Raw genomic sequence first — 16,314 nt, 5'->3', positions numbered from 1 at the left:
CTGGCCCTCAGACGACTTCGCGCAGCAGGGCCGCCTGATAGTTTCCGACCCACAGGTTGCGGAAACGGCGCGAGCGTTCGGCGTGATAGATGTGCGCCAGTTCGGCGTACGAGCGGTCGAAGTCCTCGTTGACGATGACGTAGTCGAACATGTCGCAATGTTCGATCTCGCCCTTGGCGTTGGCCACGCGGCGCTCGATCACGTCTTCGGCGTCCTGCGAACGGGTCACCAGACGGCGGCGCAGTTCTTCCAGGCTGGGCGGCAGGATAAAGACGCGCACCGCGTCCTCTGGGCATTTTTCGGCGACATCACGCGCGCCCTGCCAGTCGATGTCGAACAGGACGTCGCGCCCCTCGGCCAAGGCCCGATCAACGGGGCCGCGCGGGCTGCCGTAGCGATTGCCATGCACGTCCGCCCATTCCAGGAAGGCGTCGGCGTCGATCAGGCGCTGGAATTCCTCATGGCTGACGAAGTTGTAGTCACGGCCATGCACTTCGCCCGGACGAATGTCGCGGGTGGTCATGGAGACAGACAGCTCCAGCCCGCCGTGGTCGGCCATCAGGCGACGGCACAGCGACGTCTTGCCTGCGCCCGAAGGGCTGGCGACGATCAGGAGGACACCCCGGCGGGGCGTGCGTTCATTCGACATTTTGGACTTGTTCTCGAAGCTGTTCGACGACGGCCTTCAGTTCGAGGCCGATTCCGGTGAGCGCGGTCGTAGCGGATTTCGAGCAGAGCGTATTCGCCTCTCTCATGAATTCCTGCATCAAAAAATCAAGTTTCCGGCCGGCAGGCGCCGAGGCCACAAGCTGACGGGCCGCAGCGACGTGCGCCGTCAGCCGATCCAGTTCCTCGCGCACGTCCGCCTTGGTCGCAAGCGCGGCGGCTTCGAGGAAGATGCGGTCTTCCAGCCCCGGCGCATCGGGCGCCAGTTCGGTGATGCGGCGGGTGAAACGTTCGCGAATCGCGTCGACCTGGGCCGAGGCTTCGGTTCCTGCTGACGCCACCAGAGTTTCAATTTGGGCGATGAAGTCGGTCAGCACCGGCTTCAGCAGCGCGCCCTCGCCTTCCCGCGATGTCTTCAGGGCGTCCAGCGCCTGTTCGACAGTTGCGGCCATCGCGGCCTCCAGCGCGGCGCGGCCCTCAGGGTCGTCGACCTCTTCCGGCGCTTCGATCACGCCGCGCAGGGCCAGCAAGCCATCGGCGGACGGCGGCGTGGCGCCGTCTTCGGCCAGTTCATTGGCCAGCGTCAGATAACGCGCCAGAACGGCGGCGTTGATGGTGACGGCGGCTTCGCCCGCCTCGACCCGTTTGGCCTGCACGCCGATGCTGACCTGACCGCGCGCGAACCGCGCCTGCCCCGCCGCCTTGGCCAGCCGCTCCAGATTGTCGAACCCGCCCGGCCCACGGAAACGGACTTCCAGATTGCGGCCATTGACCGAGCGCGCCTCAATGGACCAGGTCCAGCCCTGGCCTGCGCCGTCCGCCCGGCCAAAGCCGGTCATGCCTGAAAGTTTGCTCATCGTGGTCCCTGCGAAGCCCCGGCAGGCAGGGTGATGGTGGCTTGTCCGGTGATTGGGCCGGGCGATGCGGCCTCTGTCATGGGCGCAGCGCTGGTTCCGGGCGCGACCGGCGCCTCGGCTTCCGGCGGCAGGCCCGCCTTCTGGCGTTCGATCTGGCGCCACCGCGCAACATTGCGCAGATGCTCTTCATAGGTGGCGGCGAAGGCGTGACCGCCCGTGCCGTCGGCGACGAAGAACAGCGCCGTCTCCGCTGGCGGGTTCAGCACGGCCTTGATCGCCTCCTTGCCCGGATTGGCGATGGGCGTCGGGGGCAGGCCGTCGATCTGATAGGTGTTCCAGCGCGTCCGCTCCTGCAGTTCCGAGCGACGGATGCCGCGCCCCAGCGGACGCCCCTGGGTGATGCCGTAAACAATGGTCGGATCGCTCTCCAGCCGCATCCCCTGCCGCAGACGGTTGGTGAAGACGGCGGCCACGCGCGGACGTTCGGCCGCCAGACCCGTCTCCTTCTCGACTATGGAGGCCAGGATCATGGCTTCTTCGGGCGTGCGGGCGATCGTGCCAGGCGAGCGTTGCGCCCACAGGACGCGCATATTCTCGTTGGTGGCGCGCTGCATCCGGCTGATGACGGACTGGCGGGTTTCGCCGCGCGTCACCTCATAAGTGTCGGGCCACAGGCTGCCTTCTTCAGGGGTTTCGTCCACCGCGCCGGTCAGGACAGGCTGTTTGTCCAGAATGTCCACGGCCTGCGCCGACGACCAGCCTTCCGGCAGGGTCACGAAGTGGCGCACCACCCGCCCCTCAACCATCAGGCGCACCACGCCCGCCAGCGATGTGCCGGACGGGATTTCATATTCGCCGGCCCGCAGGCGACGGTCCGCGCCCGTCAGAGTGATGGCCGCCTTGAACAGGTCGGCGGAACGAATCACGCCCGCCGCCTTCATCTGGGCGGCGATGGCCGAAACGCCGGAGCCGCTGGGCAGGGTGACGACGGTCAGGTCGCCCTGACGCGCCTTCGGCCCCGGCCCGTAATAGACGCCCCAGGTCACCACCAGGGCGGCGAGCAGGAACAGGCTGAATGTCGCCGAGGCCGTCAGCAGGGCGACGACAAGACCTGACCGCTTCTGCGGCTTTTCAACCCGTCCCCGCCCAAACATCTCAGTCGACTTTCTTGAAGATCACCGAGGCGTTGGTGCCTCCGAAGCCGAAGCTGTTGGACATCGCCACATCGATCTTCATCGGCTTGGCCTTGTTGGGGACCAGGTCGATGGGTGTCTCCATCTCGGGGTTGTCCAGGTTGATCGTCGGCGGCGCCACCTGATCGCGGATCGCCAGCACGCAGAAAGCCGCCTCTATAGCGCCCGCGGCGCCCAGCAGGTGCCCGGTCATCGACTTGGTGGAGCTGACGGACAGGTTCTGGGCGTGGTCGCCGACCAGACCTTCGATGGCCTTCAGTTCGATCCAGTCCGCCATGGTCGAGGTGCCGTGGGCGTTGACGTAGTCGAGGTCGGAAGGCTGCATCCCGGCCCGCTTCAGCGCCATCTTCATGGCTCGCGCGCCGCCTTCGCCATCCTCGGACGGGGCGGTGATGTGATAGGCGTCGCCGCTCATGCCGTAGCCGACCACTTCGGCGTAGATTTTCGCGCCACGCGCCTTGGCGTGCTCGTACTCCTCCAGCACCAGAATGCCGGCGCCCTCGCCCATGACGAAGCCGGCGTGGTCCTTGTCGTACGGACGCGAGGCTTTTTCGGGCGTGTCATTATAGGCGGTGCACAGCGCCTTGCAGGCCAGGAAGCCCGCGATGCCGATGGGCACGACCGAGCTTTCGGCGCCGCCCGCCACCATCACGTCCGCATCGTCCAGCGCGATCATCCGGGCCGCATCGCCGATGGCGTGGGCGCCGGTGGCGCAGGCGGTGACGACCGCGTGGTTCGGTCCCTTCAGGCCGTGGCGGATCGAAATCTGGCCGCCAGCCAGATTGATCAGGGCGCTGGGGATGAAGAACGGGCTGACGCGGCGCGGTCCCTGTTCCTTCAGGACAATGGCGGTGTCGGCGATGGGGCCAAGGCCGCCGATGCCGGAGCCGACCATGACGCCCGTGCGTTCCTTGTCTTCTTCCGTCTCAGGCTTCCAGTTGGCGTCAGCCAACGCCTCATCCGCCGCTGCGATGGCGTACAGAATGAAGTCGTCGACGCGCTTGCGGTCCTTGGCGGACATGATCTTGTCGGGGTCGAAGTCGCCCTCGCCGCCGCCTCCGCGCCCGTCCACGCTGGGCACTTCGCCCGCGATGGTGCAGCCGTAGCCTTCTGTGTCGAAAGCGGTGATCGGACCGATGCCCGACTTGCCCTCGACGATGTTCTTCCAGCTCTTCTCGACGCCCCAGCCCAGGGGGGTCAGCAGACCGATGCCCGTAACAACAACGCGGCGCATGGTGCGTGCTCCTTCATCTCAATCCCGCATCCCCGGAATCACGCGGGGATTCGCCTAGATCAGAAACAGTAAGGGCCGCCGGGCATCTCCGCTAGGAGCGCCGGGCGGCCCTGTATCACTGTCAGTCAGTGACTGAAATCAGCCCGCCGACTTCTCGTCGATGAACTTGACGGCGTCGCCGACCGTCTGGATGTGCTCGGCGGCGTCATCCGGGATTTCGATGTCGAATTCTTCTTCGAAGGCCATCACCAGCTCGACGTTGTCGAGCGAGTCAGCGCCCAGGTCGTCGATGAAGCTGGCCTTTTCCGTGACCTTGTCCGGATCAGCGTCCAGGTGGTCGATGACGATCTTGCGAACGCGCTCGAGGGTGTCGGACATGAGTGTCTCTCTGCCTGTTGAAAGTCGCCGTAGAGGCGGTGGTAGCTCAAAAATCGCCGTCTCACGGCAGCGAAGGCGACGCAAGCCCGAAAGCTGTTGTCGCCGTTGCGTTCTCGCCCTTTAGCACAGGCTTCGGGGCTGGAAATAGTCTGTTGCGTTACGTGATCGTGATCAGATCATCGCCATGCCGCCGTTCACGTGCAGGGTCTGCCCCGTGACATAGGCCGCTTCGTCCGAGGACAGATAGACTGCAGCGGCGGCGATTTCGTCGCCAGAGCCCAGTCGGCCCGCCGGGATGCGACCCAGAATCGCATCCCGCTGCTGCTCGTTCAGCACGTCGGTCATCGGCGAGGCGATGAAGCCCGGCGCGATGCAATTAACCGTGATGCCGCGTGAACCGACTTCCTGCGCCAGCGACTTGGAGAAGCCGATCATGCCGGCCTTGGACGCCGAATAGTTGGTCTGGCCCGGGTTGCCGGTCACGCCGACCACCGAGGTCACGCCGATGATTCGACCCGAGCGACGCTTCATCATCCCCTTCACCGTGGCGCGCGTCAGGCGGAAATAGCTCTCAAGATTGATCTGGATGACCGACTGGAAATCGTCATCCTTCATCCGCATCAGCAGGCCGTCCTTGGTTATGCCGGCGTTGGCCACCAAGATGTCCAGCGGCGAACCCGCCGCCGTCTCGGCTGCGCTGACCAAATTGTCGACCGATTCCGGGTCCGACAGGTTGGCGGTGGCGAAATGGGCGCGCTCGCCCAGCTCCTTGGCCAGATCGGCCAGAACCGCCTCACGCGTGCCCGACAGCACCACGGTCGCGCCCTGGGCGTGCAGCGCCCGCGCCACCGCCCCGCCGATGCCGCCCGTCGCGCCGGTCACCAGCGCGGTCTTGCCTGCAAGATTGAACATTTACGTCTCTCCGAGAGTGGCGAGTGATTAGTGGCGAGTGTCGAGGAAAAGCAACGTGGCGAAAGACTCGCCCCGCGTCACTCGCCGCTCTTCACGCCTTTGGCGAAGGCTTCCAGATCTTCCGGCGTGTTCAGCGCCACGCCTTCGGCGTCCGGAGCGATCCGCTTGGCCATGCCAGTCAGCACCTTGCCCGACCCGATTTCGGCGAAGCGCGTCACGCCGCCCTCACCTGCCATCCACTCCATGCTCTCGCGCCAGCGCACGCGGCCGGTGACCTGTTCGACCAGCAGGCGGCGGATGACTTCCGGGTCGCTTTCAGGGCGCGCCAGAACATTGGCGACCACCGGCACGACCGGTGCCAGGATCGTCGCCGAAGCCAAAGCCTGCGCCATTTCGTCGGCGGCGGGCTGCATCAGCGGGCAGTGGAAGGGCGCCGAGACGTTCAGCGGAATCGCCCGCGCGCCCAACTCCTTGGCCTTCTCGATGGCGCGATCGACAGCCGCCTTCTCGCCCGAGATGACGATGTTGCCCGCGTTGTTGTCATTGGCGACCACGCACACGCCCAGTTCGGCGCCCGCCGCCGCTGCGGCCTCGGCCAGGGCTAGATCGGTCTTGGGGCCGATCAGGGAGGCCATTGCGCCCTGCCCGACCGGCACGGCGCGCTGCATGGCCTGGCCGCGCAGCTTCAACAGGCGTGCGGTATCCGACAGCGAGATCGCGCCTGCCGCCGCCAGGGCCGAATATTCGCCCAGCGAGTGACCGGCGACATAGGCGGCCGCCGCCACGTCGAAACCGAACTCGGCCTTCAGCGCACGGATCGCGGCGACCGACACGGCCATCAGGGCCGGTTGGGCGTTCTCCGTCAGGGTCAGTTGATCTTCCGGCCCTTCACGCATCAGAACGGACAGTTTCTGGCCCAGCGCGTCATCCACCTCGGCGAAGACGTCGCGGGCGGATTGGAAGGCGTCAGCAAGGGCCACACCCATGCCGATGGCCTGGCTGCCCTGTCCGGGGAAAAGAAGCGCAAGGGTCATCGACCGATCCCTGAATCATTGATCAAGGCGCGGAGCCGTAAGGCCTGACTTCCACAAGGGCAAGCGCCAGAAGGCGCGAACCTATCCCGTCCGCTTCGCCGACACCTTGATCTGTACGCCGATCATCTTGGACACCCAGTCCGCCGTGGCGTCAGATTCCATGCCCAGGTTTAGGGCCGTGCGGTCCAGCTCCAGCTTGCCTTCAACGGTCGCGACGCCAGCGGTTTCGGTGAAGGTGAAGGGCAGGACCACCGGCACGGTCACGGTCTTGATCTTCAGAGTGCCCGTCGCCTCATATTTGTCGCCGCCCAGCGAACGGAAGCTGGAGGCTTCGAACCGGGCCTCGGGGTATTGGGTCGGATCAAACCATTCCGCCCCCTGCAGAGAGCCTTCCTGCGTCGGGTCGCCGGTGCGAGCGCTGGCGGTATGGACTGTCACCACGGCCTTGGAGCCTGCCAGATCAGCTGGATCGAACCAGACCTGACCCTGCCAGCGGTCGAACCGACCCTTGAAGCCCTTGCCGGCGTGAGTTCCGGTGAAGCCGATGCTGGAAGCGGCGCTGTCGATGGTCCAGGCGGCGGCGGTTCCGGGCGTCACAGCAGCCTCAGCCGGAGCAACAGGCGCAGACGCAGCAGCAGGCTTGGCCTCTGCCGTCATCGGCAGGCCCGGCTGGGCATAGGGACGCGCGGCGATGGCACCGGCTGCGGCGATGACGCCGATCAGTCCCAGACCCACGGCCCGCTCTGCCCAGGGCGAGCGCGGCGCATGTCCCAGCCCGGCATGACCCGACTTCAGCCAGGGCAGCATGTGCGACAGCACCCCGTCACGGTCCAGGAACTGATGCTTCAACGCGGCCCCGACGTGCAGCACGATCAGCACCACCGCGCCCCAGGCCAGCAGCGAATGCGCGCCCATCGCCTGGAAGGCCACCGCCCGCTTCACGCCCGCGGGCAAGTCGGTGATACCCGGCAGATGGGGTATCGGGAACAGGCCGAACCAGCTGGTCGCGACCTCCAGCGCCTTATCGGTCGAGACGGCCCAGCCCGCAGAGACATACAGCCAACCCGTCAGCGGCAGGGCCAGCATCAGTCCGTAGAAGGCCACATGTGTCGCGCTGGCGGCGAAGGCCTCCCACCGCTTCATCCCGCCCGGCAAGGCAGGCGGACGGTGCGTCAGACGCCAGATGATCCGCAGCACCGTCAGCCCCAGAATCAGGAAGCCAATCGACTTGTGAATCTGGAACATACGATAGGCCAGCGCCTGGGTGTCGGGATGCCCGATGGCCGAGGTCATCCATAATCCCATCGGAATCATCGACAGGATGCACAGCGCGATCACCCAGTGCAGGGCGATGGCGACAGAGGAATAGCGGTGGCTGGCGGCGGTCATGGTCGTCTTCAGATTAAACCCAAAAAGCCTGGGGCGGCGAGCCGTTCGACCCGCCGCCCCGATAGTCGTCTTAGTTCGCCGGAGCGGCAGGCGCCGCCTTCTGGATGAACTCGCCGTCGAAGCGGATGGTCACTTCGTCGCCGACCGGGCCGACCGCCATGCCGAAGTCCGAACGCTTGAACGAGCCCTCAGCCGCAAAGCCGACGGCCGGAACCTGAGCGAACGGGTGACGCTCGATCTCGCCGTTGAAGGTCGTCTTCAGCGTGACCGGGTGCGTCTGGCCCAGGAAGGTCAGGTCGCCCGTCACATCAGCCGTGCGCGCGCCGGTCTGCTTCACCGAGGTCGAGACGAAGGTGATCGACGGGAAGGCCTTGGCGTTCAGGAACTTGACGTTGTTGGCGATGTCATCGCTCCAACTGGCGAAGCCGGTCGCCGCGTGCGACGCCTTGTAGTCCGCCGGATAGGAGGCGCTGACCGAAGCCGGGTCGATCTTGGCCGTGATCTTGGAGTTGGCCAGGTTGGCGGGGTCCAGCGTCAGCGTCGCCTCAAGCTTGTCGAAGCGCGCGGTGTAGTGGGAAATCGTGTTGTGCAGGACCGACCACTGCAGCGTGGCGTGGGTGGGGTCCAGCGCATAGTCGCCAGCCGGGGCCTTAAGCGTGACCGGCGCCTCTGCCGTGGCGGCGGGCGCGGCGGCCGGCGCCTCGCCCGGACGGTTGCATGCCGCCAGCAGAGCCAGGGCCGACAGGGCGGCGATATGACCAAATTTCATATGGAGCGTTCCTTCAAACGGATTAGTGCAGCCAATGTAGTGTCACGCCTGAGCGTTTTGCAACAGCGAATGTTGCAGATCGGAATAATCATTGATCGTGGCGCGAATCCGTCGCCGCGCCTATCTTTCGGGCCACATGCCCATTCGCCGCCTCTCCCCCGAAACCGTCAACCGCATCGCCGCCGGCGAGGTGGTCGAACGGCCCGCCAGCGCCATCAAGGAGTTGGTCGAAAACGCCCTGGACGCGGGCGGCTCCAATATCGAGATTCAGGCGGACGGCGGGGGCCTGTCGCGCATCCTGATCGCCGACGACGGCAAGGGAATCCCAAAGGCCGAACTGCCCTTGGCCATCGAACGCCACGCCACGTCCAAGCTGGAGCCGGATGACGCAGGCGACGTGGACCTGCTGCGCATCCATACGCTGGGCTTTCGGGGCGAGGCCCTGCCCTCCATCGGCTCGGTCGCGCGCCTGTCGATCACCACCCGATCCCGCGACGAGAAGGAGGCCTGGGCCATCCAGGTCGAGGGCGGCGACACGCGCGCCCTGTCGCCCGCCGCCTTCCCCGGCCCGCACGGCGCGCGGGTCGAGGTGCGCGACCTGTTCTACGCCACCCCCGCCCGGCTCAAGTTCATGAAGTCCGAACGGGCCGAGGCCATGGCCATTTCGGAAGAGATCAAGCGTCAGGCCATGGCGCACGAGGCCGTCGCCTTCACCCTGTCGCTGGACGGCAAGGTCACCCTGCGCCTGCCCGCCGAACATCCGGGCGACGAGGGCCGCCTGAAACGCCTGTCCGCCCTGCTGGGCCGCGATTTCGAGGCCAACGCCCTGCTGATCGATCAGGAGCGGGACGGCGTGCGCCTGACCGGCTATGCGGGCCTGCCCACCTATTCGCGGGGCAATGCGGCGCACCAGTTCCTGTTCGTCAACGGCCGCCCGGTGAAGGACCGGCTGCTGCAGGGCGCCCTGCGCGGCGCCTACGCCGACTTCCTGGCGCGCGACCGGCATCCCGCCGCCGTGCTGTTCCTTGAGATCGACCCGCTGTTCGTGGACGTCAACGTCCACCCGGCGAAGGCCGAGGTGCGGTTCCGCGATCCGGCCCTGGTGCGCGGCCTGATCGTCGGCGCCCTGCGTCATGCGCTGCACGCGGCGGGCCACCGCGCCTCAACCACCGTCGCCGCCGACGCCCTGTCCGGGTTCCAGGCCCACACCGGCCTGAACACGGGCGCCGCCTACAGCCCCAGTTCACCGTCCGCCCAAGGCTTCAGCGGCTGGACCGGCTGGTCCCAGCCCGCCGCCGCGGCCCAGGTTCTGCCCGGCCTGAACGAACGCTCTGCCCGCGTGGAGCCGACATGGGAGCAGCCGTCCTGGCCCCAGCCCGCGCCCTTCGCCAGCCAGCAGACCGACGGCCAGCCCGCGCCAGGCCATTTCGGCAATCCCGCGCCCGTCGTCGATCCCCTCGACTATCCGCTGGGCGCCGCGCGGGGCCAGCTTCACGCCAACTATATCGTCGCCCAGACCCGCGACGGCCTGGTCATCGTGGACCAGCACGCCGCGCACGAGCGTCTGGTCTATGAGCGGATGAAGGCCCAGATGGCCCAGGGGGCGGTGACCCGTCAGGCCCTGCTGACGCCCGAGGTGGTCGATCTGGACCCCGCAGAGGCCGAGCGCGTCGCCGCAAAGGCCGATGAACTGGCGGAGATGGGCCTGATCGTAGAGGCCTTTGGCGCAGGCGCCGTTCTGGTGCGCGAGACCCCGGCCCTGCTGGGCGACACCGATGTTCAGGGCCTGATCCGCGACATCGCCGATGATCTGGCCGAACACGGCGCGGCCCTGAGCCTCAAGGAGCGGATGGCCGAGGTCTGCGGCACCATGGCCTGCCACGGCAGCGTCCGCTCAGGCCGCGTCCTGTCCGCCCCCGAAATGAACGCCCTGCTCCGCCAGATGGAAGCCACCCCGCATTCCGGTCAATGCAACCACGGACGGCCAACCTATGTGGAGCTGAAACTGCACGATCTGGAGAAGCTGTTCGGGAGAAGGTGAAATGTACGGACCCAAGCCACGCGGACACTGGACGCAATCCCTGCCGCAGAAACCATTTCGTCACCTCAACCCCGGCTCGGCCTACGTCATCAGCCAAGAGTTCACGGACTATGATGAATCGCTTCATCCCACCGGCGAGGAGTGGACCTATCTCACCTATAACTTCGTGCCATATGACGACGGCCTAAGCCTGTTTGTAACCATCAGCGGCGAAGATGAATGGCATATCCGTCTGCAACAACGCGAAGATGAACAAGGGCCGATAATCGATAGGCTGGATGCCCACATCACGGCTAAAATGCCCTGCGCATGACCCACTCCATCCTCTTCGTCTGCCTCGGCAACATCTGTCGCTCGCCTCTGGCGGAGGCGGCGCTGCGGGCTGAGGCGCAGCGGTTGCGGATGGATCTGATCGTGGATTCCGCAGGCACGGGCGGCTGGCACATCGGAGAGGCGCCCGATCCGCGCGCTCAGGCCGTGGCGCGCAGGCATGGGGTCGATATTTCCGGCTATCAGGGGCGGCAGGTGAAGCCTGCGGACTTCCGCCGCTTCACCCACATCATCGCCCTCGACCACGACAATCTGGCCAATCTGCGCCGTATCGCGCCCCAAAACGAGAGTGGGGATGCGACCGCCGAACTCAGCCTGCTGCTGGACCATGTGCCGGGCCGCGAGGGTCAGGCGGTGGCCGACCCCTATTTCGGCGACGACGACGGTTTCGACGTCACCTGGGACGAGGTCACGCAGGCGGCCCGGAACCTGGCGTTCAAGCTGCGCGGCCGGTGATGCGCCGCCAGATGCGCTTGCGGGCCTCGACCACCGATACGCCCAGCAGGGCCGCCACGGTCCAGAACAGCGCCTCGGTCGACACCGCCGCCACGATCGCCAGGGTGATCCGCGCCCCGCGATCCACGTCCAGATAAAGCCCGATCCCCAGCGCGATCCAGGCGCACACCGCCGCGACCAGCAGCAGCGCCGCCAGCACCTTCAGGAACCCCTTGCCGCGCGTCAGCACGCCGGATTTGGCCTTGCCTGAGGTTCCGGTTTCAATCGTCATGGCGAACTCCTTTGGTTTTTCGACGCCTGAGGTGAAAGTCTCGGCGATCTGCTGAGTCTTTCATCCCGACCGACGATTTCCCCACCAGCGATTTCACGGAGGGCGCCGCGCTTGGGACGCGACCAGAGTTTTGAGGCCCTGCTGAGCGAGCATGGCGCCATGCTGCGCCGGATCGCGTCCGGCTATGAGGCGGATCGCGAACGCCGCCGCGAACTGGAGCAGGAGATCCTGCTGGCCGTCTGGCGCGCCGTGCCCAAACACCGGGGCGAGGCGCCGCTGCGCGCCTTCATCGCACGCGTGGCCCATAACCGCGCCGTCACCCATGTGGCGCGCGAGGCGGCCGAACCCCGCCGCCAGCCTCTGGACGAGGCCGCCCCCAGCAACGACCCCACGCCCCATGACGCCGCCGAGACGCGCGACATGCACCAACGGCTGGAACAGGCTGTGCGCGCCCTGCCCCTGCCGCTGCGCCAGCCCGCCCTTTTGACGCTGGAAGGTTTCGCCCCCGCAGAGATCGCGGAGATGCTGGACCTGAACGCCAACGCCGTCTCCATCCGCCTGACCCGCGCCAAGGCCGCCCTGCGCGAGGCGCTCAATCCCGCCGCCCCCGCCCCGGAGGTTCGCCCATGACCGATCCCAAAGACGACTGGTCCGACCTGACCCAGGCCTGGACCGCGCCCGTCGCCGACGAACCGGCGCTGGCCCCCGGCCTGATCCGCGATCTGCAAAGACGCGACCGTCTTGCGCGGCTGAACTTCGCAGGCGAAATCGCGGGCGGCGTCGCGGTCGTCGCCGTGGTTATCTGGAGCAGCTGGGCGCGGGGCCTGCCGTGGTCTGCGGCGTTCGTGGCGCTGGGCTTCGTCGGATTTGCGCTGGCCATGACCCTGTGGTCCCGGCGCGGCGCCCCCGGCCTGCTGACCGATACGCCGCAGGCCGCCCTGCGCTCGGCCATCGCCCAGGCCCGCACCGGCTATCGCTGGGCCTGGGCGGGGGTGGCGATCAGCATCGCGGCGATGGTTTTCCTGGCGGTGGTCCAGACCCTGCTGCCAGGCTCGCCAGGCGCCGATGCGGGAATGATGCTGGGTTTTGGCGTCTTTCTTGTCATCTGCATCGGCCTGTACCTGCGCCACGCCCGGCGCTGCCGACAGCGGATGGCGGCGTATGAGGAGGCGCTGTCCGCCCTGTCCGATGCGTCGCGCACGGATTGAAACCTTTGCGGCGTCTGGCTAGGCTGGCGCCTCACCTGTTGGGACTTTTATGTCTGAGAATGTGTTCACGGCCTGAGGCCCGGACGCTGAAAAACGTCTGAGGCCGCACGCAACGCCCCGCGTCTGAATGATCGACGCCGGGCGCATGACGACGCCTGTCCCGGACAATACTGAAATGAACATCTCCCGTGCGGAACAACGCACGCTTCACGCCCTGGCCCAGGGTGGACGCATCCTGCTGGAGCGTGACGATCAGGGCCGCATCATCGCCGCCCGCTGCTTCACCCGCGAAGGCTGGGTGCTGGACGGCTGTGATCTGACCATGTGGCGCAGCCTGAAACGCAAACGCGTGATCATGTCGCGCGGCGGCGGTCCCTATGTGGTCAATCGCGACGGCCTGAGCCGCCTGCGCAGCCAACTGGACAACCGCACCTCAGCGCGAGGCTTCTAGGGCCCTGAGGAACAGGACGCGCGCGGCGCCATAGTCGCGTGCGTCCAACCGTTCATAGCCGGGCGTGTCGATGTCCGGCTCGTCCGAGCCGCGCTCGAACACCACGATGGCGCCAGGCTTCAGCCAGCCGCCTTCGGTCAGGCGCAGCAGCGTCTGCTCGCCCAGCCCCTTGGCGTAGGGCGGATCGAGGAAGGCGATGTCGAACGCCTCGCCCGCCGAGCCGGGACGCACGCCCAGGTCCGTGGCGCTGCGCCGATGCACGCGCGTGCGCCCCATCAGGCCATAGGCGTCGGCGTTCTCGCGAATGGCGCCGCGCGCCTCGTCTTCAATCTCGACGAACAGGCAGAAGGCCGCGCCCCGGCTGACAGCCTCGAAACCCAGCGCGCCCGAACCGGCGTACAGGTCGATGACCCGCGCGCCCTGCAGGGACTCTGCCCAGGACGCATGTTCCAGCACATTGAACACGGCCTGCCGCGCCCGGTCGGACGTGGGGCGGGTGTTCTGCCCCTCCGGCGCGACAATGGCCCGGCCCTTCAGCGATCCCGCGACGATGCGCATGGATCAGGCGTCCGACGGCGCATACATCGCCATCAGTTGGGCCTCGGTGATGCGTGGACGGTCGCCCGCCATCGCATAGTTGCCGGGCTTGCGGTCGATGCAGACCTCATCCTCGAACACGAAGGCGCCGGGGTCGTCGAAGGCCTGGACCGACACCATGGTCATGCCGCCCGCACGCAGACGCCAGAACAGGCCCGAGCCGCAGGTCGGGCAGAACTGACGTTCCGCCCATTCCGACGAGGCATAGGATGCGACCTCGCCCTCCACCACGACGCTGTCGCCGCAATCGACGCTCAGCGACACCCCGCCGGAGATCTTGCGGCAGGCCTCGCAGTGGCAGGCGTGCATGCCGCCCTTGGGCGTGGCGGTGAACCGCACGCCGCCGCACAGGCAGCGACCAGCGACCGACGCGTCAGAAGTCGTATCCATCCGTCAGATCCTCCGACCGGCCTTAGCGCGGGGTGCGGGGCTTGCCGCCCGGTCCGCGCCCGCTGGTCCCCGAAGGCCCTGCAGGCTTGCCGCCGCCGCTGCGTGGGGGGCGGGTGTCGCGGCCGCTCGACGCGCCGGCGCCGAATCCGCCGCTGCGTGGCTTGAAGTCGCGCTTGCCACCGTCAGGGCCAGCCGTGCGCGGCTTGAATTCCCGCTTGGGACCATCGCCGCCGCGCGACGGTGCGCCCTCACGGGGTTTGAAAGCGCGAGCCGGACGGTCGCCATCCTCACGCGGCGTATAGGCGCGCGCGGGGCGGTCGCCGTCTTCGCGCGGGCGGAAGCTGCGTGCTGGACGTTCGCCGTCGGTCGGCGCGCCCTCGCGCGGCTTGAAGGTGCGCTTGGGGTGGCTGGTCTTGGGCGCCGCCTTGGCCCAGCCTTCCTTCTTCGGCGGGCGCTCGCGGCGCTCGACGGCATCAGCCTGGGCGGTTTCGGCGGCGCGGACGCGGCTGGGTTTGCGCGACGGGTCCGACATGGCCGAGCCCGAGCGCCCCTTGACGATAGGCGTCGAGATCCGGCGACCGGGGATGGGCGCAGGCGTCTCGACCGTGTTGCCGGTCGGCAGGTTCTCGGGGCGGATATAGTCGCCCAGCAGTTCGCGGATCACGCGCGGGCCGACTTCCTCGACCGAGCCGATCGGCAGCACATCCAGACGGAACGGGCCATAGGCCAGGCGGATCAGGCGGTTGACCGTCAGGCCGACCGATTCCAGCACCTTGCGGACTTCGCGGTTCTTGCCCTCGGTGATCGAGACCGAGATCCACAGGTTGGCGGGCGCACGGCCGTCGTCGGCCTTGCTTTCCTTGGCCTTGTCCAGCGTGGCCTCAATGGGACCATAGGAGACGCCGTCCACGACGACGCCTTCCTTCAGCGCATCCAGTTGCGCCTGGGTGATCTTGCCCCGAGCCCGCGCCCGGTACTGACGCACCAGCGCCGTCGAGGGCAGCTCCAGCGCCCGGCTCAGTTCGCCGTCGTTGGTCAGAAGCAGCAGGCCCTCGGTCGCGAGGTCCAGTCGTCCGACCGAGATCACGCGCGGCAGACCCGCAGGCAGGGCGTCGAACACCGTCGGGCGGCCCGCCGGGTCGTTATGGCTGGTCAGCAGGCCCGCAGGCTTGTGATAGCGCCACACGCGGGTGGATTGGGTCGAGCCGATGGGCTTGCCGTCCACGGTGATCACGTCATCGCGTGTCACCAGGGTCGCGGGCGTGTCCAGGATGCGGCCGTTGACCGCCACCTTGCCCAGACCGATCAGGCGTTCGACCTCGCGGCGCGAGGCGATGCCGGCGCGGGCCATCGCCTTGGCGATTCGCTCGGCGCGTAGCGGGGTTTCCGGCGTCTTGGACGGTTTTCCGTCTCGGCCAGCCCCCCTGTCGGCACGTGGACGGTCGCCCGCCCCTGCCCGGTTCGGCTTGTCGCCAAAACGCTTTGGGCCGTCTTCGCGAGGGCTGCGTGGCTTGTCGCCAAAGGATTTCGTCCCGTCACCGCTCTTGCGGGGACCGGAGGATTTAAAGGGCCGAGGCGACCGTTCGTCTTGACGGGCGCGGGGCTTCTTGTCGTTGTCGTCTGTATGGCGGACCATGATGAGCGGTTCATGCGCATGGCGCTGGACCAAGCGCAAGCGGCGGCAGACGCAGGAGAGGTGCCAGTAGGCGCAATTCTTGTCGATCCTGCCTCAGGTGAGGTAATTTCGACCGGCGCCAATGGTCCGATTGCAGCCCACGACCCCACAGCACACGCAGAGATCGTGGCCATGCGCCGCGCAGCGACGGCGCTGGAGAACTACCGTCTCACCAATCTGACGCTCTATGTGACGCTCGAGCCTTGCGCCATGTGCGCGGGGGCCATCAGCCACGCCCGCATCGGCCGCGTCGTCTGGGCGGCGGACGACCCCAAGGGCGGCGCTGTCATCCACGGCCCGCGCCTGTTCGAACAGCCCACATGCCACTGGCGTCCCACGACGGACTCAGGTCTTCTGAGCGAGGAATCGTCCAGCCTGCTCAAGGCCTTCTTCCGTCAAAGGCGGGGAACGGCTGCAAGGGGCGCACGTTAAGACGCGGCGCCAAGCGGCGCCGTCGCCATGA

20 protein-coding genes are annotated in these 16,314 nt (G+C 67.2%); 7 read left to right on the top strand and 13 right to left on the bottom strand.

Annotated features, from left to right (window positions below; translation table 11 throughout):
• Window positions 1-7 precede the first annotated feature (7 nt).
• The 9 genes from gmk to JKF87_RS15210 all read right to left on the bottom strand — a co-directional run bounded on the left by gmk (window position 8) and on the right by JKF87_RS15210 (window position 8,432).
• Window positions 8-649 (bottom strand): guanylate kinase, encoded by a 642-nt coding sequence (gene gmk / locus JKF87_RS15250; protein WP_201100745.1) that lies wholly within the window; start codon window positions 647-649, stop codon window positions 8-10.
• Window positions 639-1,523, bottom strand: coding sequence for a YicC/YloC family endoribonuclease (locus JKF87_RS15245; RefSeq protein ID WP_201100744.1), 885 nt, complete (start codon window positions 1,521-1,523; stop codon window positions 639-641). The genes gmk and JKF87_RS15245 overlap by 11 nt, the downstream gene beginning before the upstream one ends.
• A complete protein-coding gene (mltG, locus tag JKF87_RS15240) occupies window positions 1,520-2,677 on the bottom strand; it encodes an endolytic transglycosylase MltG (protein WP_201100743.1) in 1,158 nt (385 codons plus the stop codon). The genes JKF87_RS15245 and mltG overlap by 4 nt, the downstream gene beginning before the upstream one ends.
• Before the next feature lies 1 nt (window position 2,678).
• Window positions 2,679-3,950, bottom strand: a complete 1,272-nt coding sequence (gene fabF / locus JKF87_RS15235; RefSeq protein ID WP_201100742.1) for a beta-ketoacyl-ACP synthase II — start codon at window positions 3,948-3,950, stop codon at window positions 2,679-2,681.
• A gap of 138 nt (window positions 3,951-4,088) precedes the next feature.
• Window positions 4,089-4,328, bottom strand: a complete 240-nt coding sequence (locus tag JKF87_RS15230; RefSeq protein WP_008264317.1) for an acyl carrier protein — start codon at window positions 4,326-4,328, stop codon at window positions 4,089-4,091.
• A gap of 171 nt (window positions 4,329-4,499) precedes the next feature.
• Window positions 4,500-5,240, bottom strand: a complete 741-nt coding sequence (fabG, locus tag JKF87_RS15225) for a 3-oxoacyl-[acyl-carrier-protein] reductase (RefSeq protein ID WP_201100741.1) — start codon at window positions 5,238-5,240, stop codon at window positions 4,500-4,502.
• Window positions 5,241-5,317: 77 nt separating this feature from the next.
• Complete coding sequence (fabD, locus tag JKF87_RS15220) at window positions 5,318-6,274, bottom strand: ACP S-malonyltransferase (protein ID WP_201100740.1); 957 nt, start codon at window positions 6,272-6,274, stop codon at window positions 5,318-5,320.
• Between the two features lie 81 nt (window positions 6,275-6,355).
• Window positions 6,356-7,663, bottom strand: coding sequence for a YceI family protein (locus JKF87_RS15215; RefSeq protein WP_201100739.1), 1,308 nt, complete (start codon window positions 7,661-7,663; stop codon window positions 6,356-6,358).
• Window positions 7,664-7,733: 70 nt separating this feature from the next.
• Window positions 7,734-8,432: a YceI family protein gene (locus JKF87_RS15210; protein WP_201100738.1), complete on the bottom strand. Its 699-nt coding sequence runs from the start codon at window positions 8,430-8,432 to the stop codon at window positions 7,734-7,736.
• Window positions 8,433-8,568: 136 nt separating this feature from the next.
• Here JKF87_RS15210 and mutL point away from each other — a divergent pair, with 136 nt between their 5' ends.
• Genes mutL through JKF87_RS15195 form a run of 3 tightly spaced genes read left to right on the top strand, consistent with a single transcriptional unit; the run spans window position 8,569 to window position 11,259 of the window.
• Entirely contained in the window at window positions 8,569-10,473 is a 1,905-nt protein-coding gene (gene mutL, locus JKF87_RS15205; RefSeq protein ID WP_201100808.1) for a DNA mismatch repair endonuclease MutL, read from the top strand.
• A 1-nt stretch (window position 10,474) separates the two neighbouring features.
• Window positions 10,475-10,786, top strand: a complete 312-nt coding sequence (locus tag JKF87_RS15200; RefSeq protein ID WP_201100737.1) for a DUF3601 domain-containing protein — start codon at window positions 10,475-10,477, stop codon at window positions 10,784-10,786.
• Entirely contained in the window at window positions 10,783-11,259 is a 477-nt protein-coding gene (locus JKF87_RS15195; protein WP_201100736.1) for a low molecular weight protein-tyrosine-phosphatase, read from the top strand. The genes JKF87_RS15200 and JKF87_RS15195 overlap by 4 nt, the downstream gene beginning before the upstream one ends.
• Here the strand turns inward: JKF87_RS15195 and JKF87_RS15190 are convergent.
• The gene (locus JKF87_RS15190) at window positions 11,240-11,530 is read right to left on the bottom strand and encodes a hypothetical protein (RefSeq protein WP_201100735.1); all 291 of its coding nucleotides are present in this window, start codon (window positions 11,528-11,530) and stop codon (window positions 11,240-11,242) included. The two genes, JKF87_RS15195 and JKF87_RS15190, sit on opposite strands and share 20 nt — an antisense overlap.
• A 111-nt stretch (window positions 11,531-11,641) precedes the next feature.
• Here JKF87_RS15190 and JKF87_RS15185 point away from each other — a divergent pair, with 111 nt between their 5' ends.
• The 3 genes from JKF87_RS15185 (at window position 11,642) to JKF87_RS15175 (ending at window position 13,189) form a co-directional block, all read left to right on the top strand.
• A complete protein-coding gene (locus JKF87_RS15185) occupies window positions 11,642-12,160 on the top strand; it encodes an RNA polymerase sigma factor (RefSeq protein ID WP_201100734.1) in 519 nt (172 codons plus the stop codon).
• A complete protein-coding gene (locus JKF87_RS15180) occupies window positions 12,157-12,738 on the top strand; it encodes a hypothetical protein (protein WP_201100733.1) in 582 nt (193 codons plus the stop codon). Before JKF87_RS15185 ends, JKF87_RS15180 begins: the two co-directional genes overlap by 4 nt.
• A gap of 175 nt (window positions 12,739-12,913) precedes the next feature.
• Window positions 12,914-13,189 (top strand): YjhX family toxin, encoded by a 276-nt coding sequence (locus JKF87_RS15175; RefSeq protein WP_201100732.1) that lies wholly within the window; start codon window positions 12,914-12,916, stop codon window positions 13,187-13,189.
• Here the strand turns inward: JKF87_RS15175 and rsmD are convergent.
• The 3 genes from rsmD to JKF87_RS15160 are packed head-to-tail and all read right to left on the bottom strand — an operon-like array spanning window position 13,172 to window position 15,812.
• Window positions 13,172-13,747, bottom strand: coding sequence for a 16S rRNA (guanine(966)-N(2))-methyltransferase RsmD (rsmD, locus tag JKF87_RS15170; protein WP_201100731.1), 576 nt, complete (start codon window positions 13,745-13,747; stop codon window positions 13,172-13,174). The two genes, JKF87_RS15175 and rsmD, sit on opposite strands and share 18 nt — an antisense overlap.
• Window positions 13,748-13,750: 3 nt before the next feature.
• Window positions 13,751-14,176 (bottom strand): GFA family protein, encoded by a 426-nt coding sequence (locus JKF87_RS15165; protein WP_236261427.1) that lies wholly within the window; start codon window positions 14,174-14,176, stop codon window positions 13,751-13,753.
• A gap of 22 nt (window positions 14,177-14,198) precedes the next feature.
• Window positions 14,199-15,812, bottom strand: coding sequence for a pseudouridine synthase (locus JKF87_RS15160; RefSeq protein ID WP_201100730.1), 1,614 nt, complete (start codon window positions 15,810-15,812; stop codon window positions 14,199-14,201).
• Between the two features lie 12 nt (window positions 15,813-15,824).
• Here JKF87_RS15160 and tadA point away from each other — a divergent pair, with 12 nt between their 5' ends.
• Window positions 15,825-16,283, top strand: coding sequence for a tRNA adenosine(34) deaminase TadA (gene tadA / locus JKF87_RS15155; RefSeq protein WP_201100806.1), 459 nt, complete (start codon window positions 15,825-15,827; stop codon window positions 16,281-16,283).
• The last annotated feature ends 31 nt before the right edge of the window (window positions 16,284-16,314 follow it).

This window comes from Brevundimonas nasdae (assembly GCF_016654005.1).
Taxonomy (GTDB): Bacteria; Pseudomonadota; Alphaproteobacteria; order Caulobacterales; family Caulobacteraceae; genus Brevundimonas; species Brevundimonas nasdae.
Note: the sequence above shows the minus strand (reverse complement) of the source record. Positions and strands in the feature narration are given on the sequence as shown.

Excerpts from the sequence above, each read along its gene's own strand:
- JKF87_RS15195 (WP_201100736.1), top strand. The coding sequence starts at position 10,783 with ATGACCCACTCCATCCTCTTCGTCTGCCTCGGCAACATCTGTCGCTCG.
- JKF87_RS15230 (WP_008264317.1), bottom strand. The coding sequence starts at position 4,328 with ATGTCCGACACCCTCGAGCGCGTTCGCAAGATCGTCATCGACCACCTG.
- JKF87_RS15160 (WP_201100730.1), bottom strand. The coding sequence starts at position 15,812 with ATGGTCCGCCATACAGACGACAACGACAAGAAGCCCCGCGCCCGTCAA.
- mltG (WP_201100743.1), bottom strand. The coding sequence starts at position 2,677 with ATGTTTGGGCGGGGACGGGTTGAAAAGCCGCAGAAGCGGTCAGGTCTT.
- rsmD (WP_201100731.1), bottom strand. The coding sequence starts at position 13,747 with ATGCGCATCGTCGCGGGATCGCTGAAGGGCCGGGCCATTGTCGCGCCG.
- tadA (WP_201100806.1), top strand. The coding sequence starts at position 15,825 with ATGCGCATGGCGCTGGACCAAGCGCAAGCGGCGGCAGACGCAGGAGAG.
- gmk (WP_201100745.1), bottom strand. The coding sequence starts at position 649 with ATGTCGAATGAACGCACGCCCCGCCGGGGTGTCCTCCTGATCGTCGCC.
- JKF87_RS15245 (WP_201100744.1), bottom strand. The coding sequence starts at position 1,523 with ATGAGCAAACTTTCAGGCATGACCGGCTTTGGCCGGGCGGACGGCGCA.
- JKF87_RS15200 (WP_201100737.1), top strand. The coding sequence starts at position 10,475 with ATGTACGGACCCAAGCCACGCGGACACTGGACGCAATCCCTGCCGCAG.
- JKF87_RS15175 (WP_201100732.1), top strand. The coding sequence starts at position 12,914 with ATGAACATCTCCCGTGCGGAACAACGCACGCTTCACGCCCTGGCCCAG.
- JKF87_RS15180 (WP_201100733.1), top strand. The coding sequence starts at position 12,157 with ATGACCGATCCCAAAGACGACTGGTCCGACCTGACCCAGGCCTGGACC.
- fabF (WP_201100742.1), bottom strand. The coding sequence starts at position 3,950 with ATGCGCCGCGTTGTTGTTACGGGCATCGGTCTGCTGACCCCCCTGGGC.
- JKF87_RS15190 (WP_201100735.1), bottom strand. The coding sequence starts at position 11,530 with ATGACGATTGAAACCGGAACCTCAGGCAAGGCCAAATCCGGCGTGCTG.
- mutL (WP_201100808.1), top strand. The coding sequence starts at position 8,569 with ATGCCCATTCGCCGCCTCTCCCCCGAAACCGTCAACCGCATCGCCGCC.
- fabD (WP_201100740.1), bottom strand. The coding sequence starts at position 6,274 with ATGACCCTTGCGCTTCTTTTCCCCGGACAGGGCAGCCAGGCCATCGGC.
- JKF87_RS15210 (WP_201100738.1), bottom strand. The coding sequence starts at position 8,432 with ATGAAATTTGGTCATATCGCCGCCCTGTCGGCCCTGGCTCTGCTGGCG.
- JKF87_RS15215 (WP_201100739.1), bottom strand. The coding sequence starts at position 7,663 with ATGACCGCCGCCAGCCACCGCTATTCCTCTGTCGCCATCGCCCTGCAC.
- JKF87_RS15165 (WP_236261427.1), bottom strand. The coding sequence starts at position 14,176 with ATGGATACGACTTCTGACGCGTCGGTCGCTGGTCGCTGCCTGTGCGGC.
- fabG (WP_201100741.1), bottom strand. The coding sequence starts at position 5,240 with ATGTTCAATCTTGCAGGCAAGACCGCGCTGGTGACCGGCGCGACGGGC.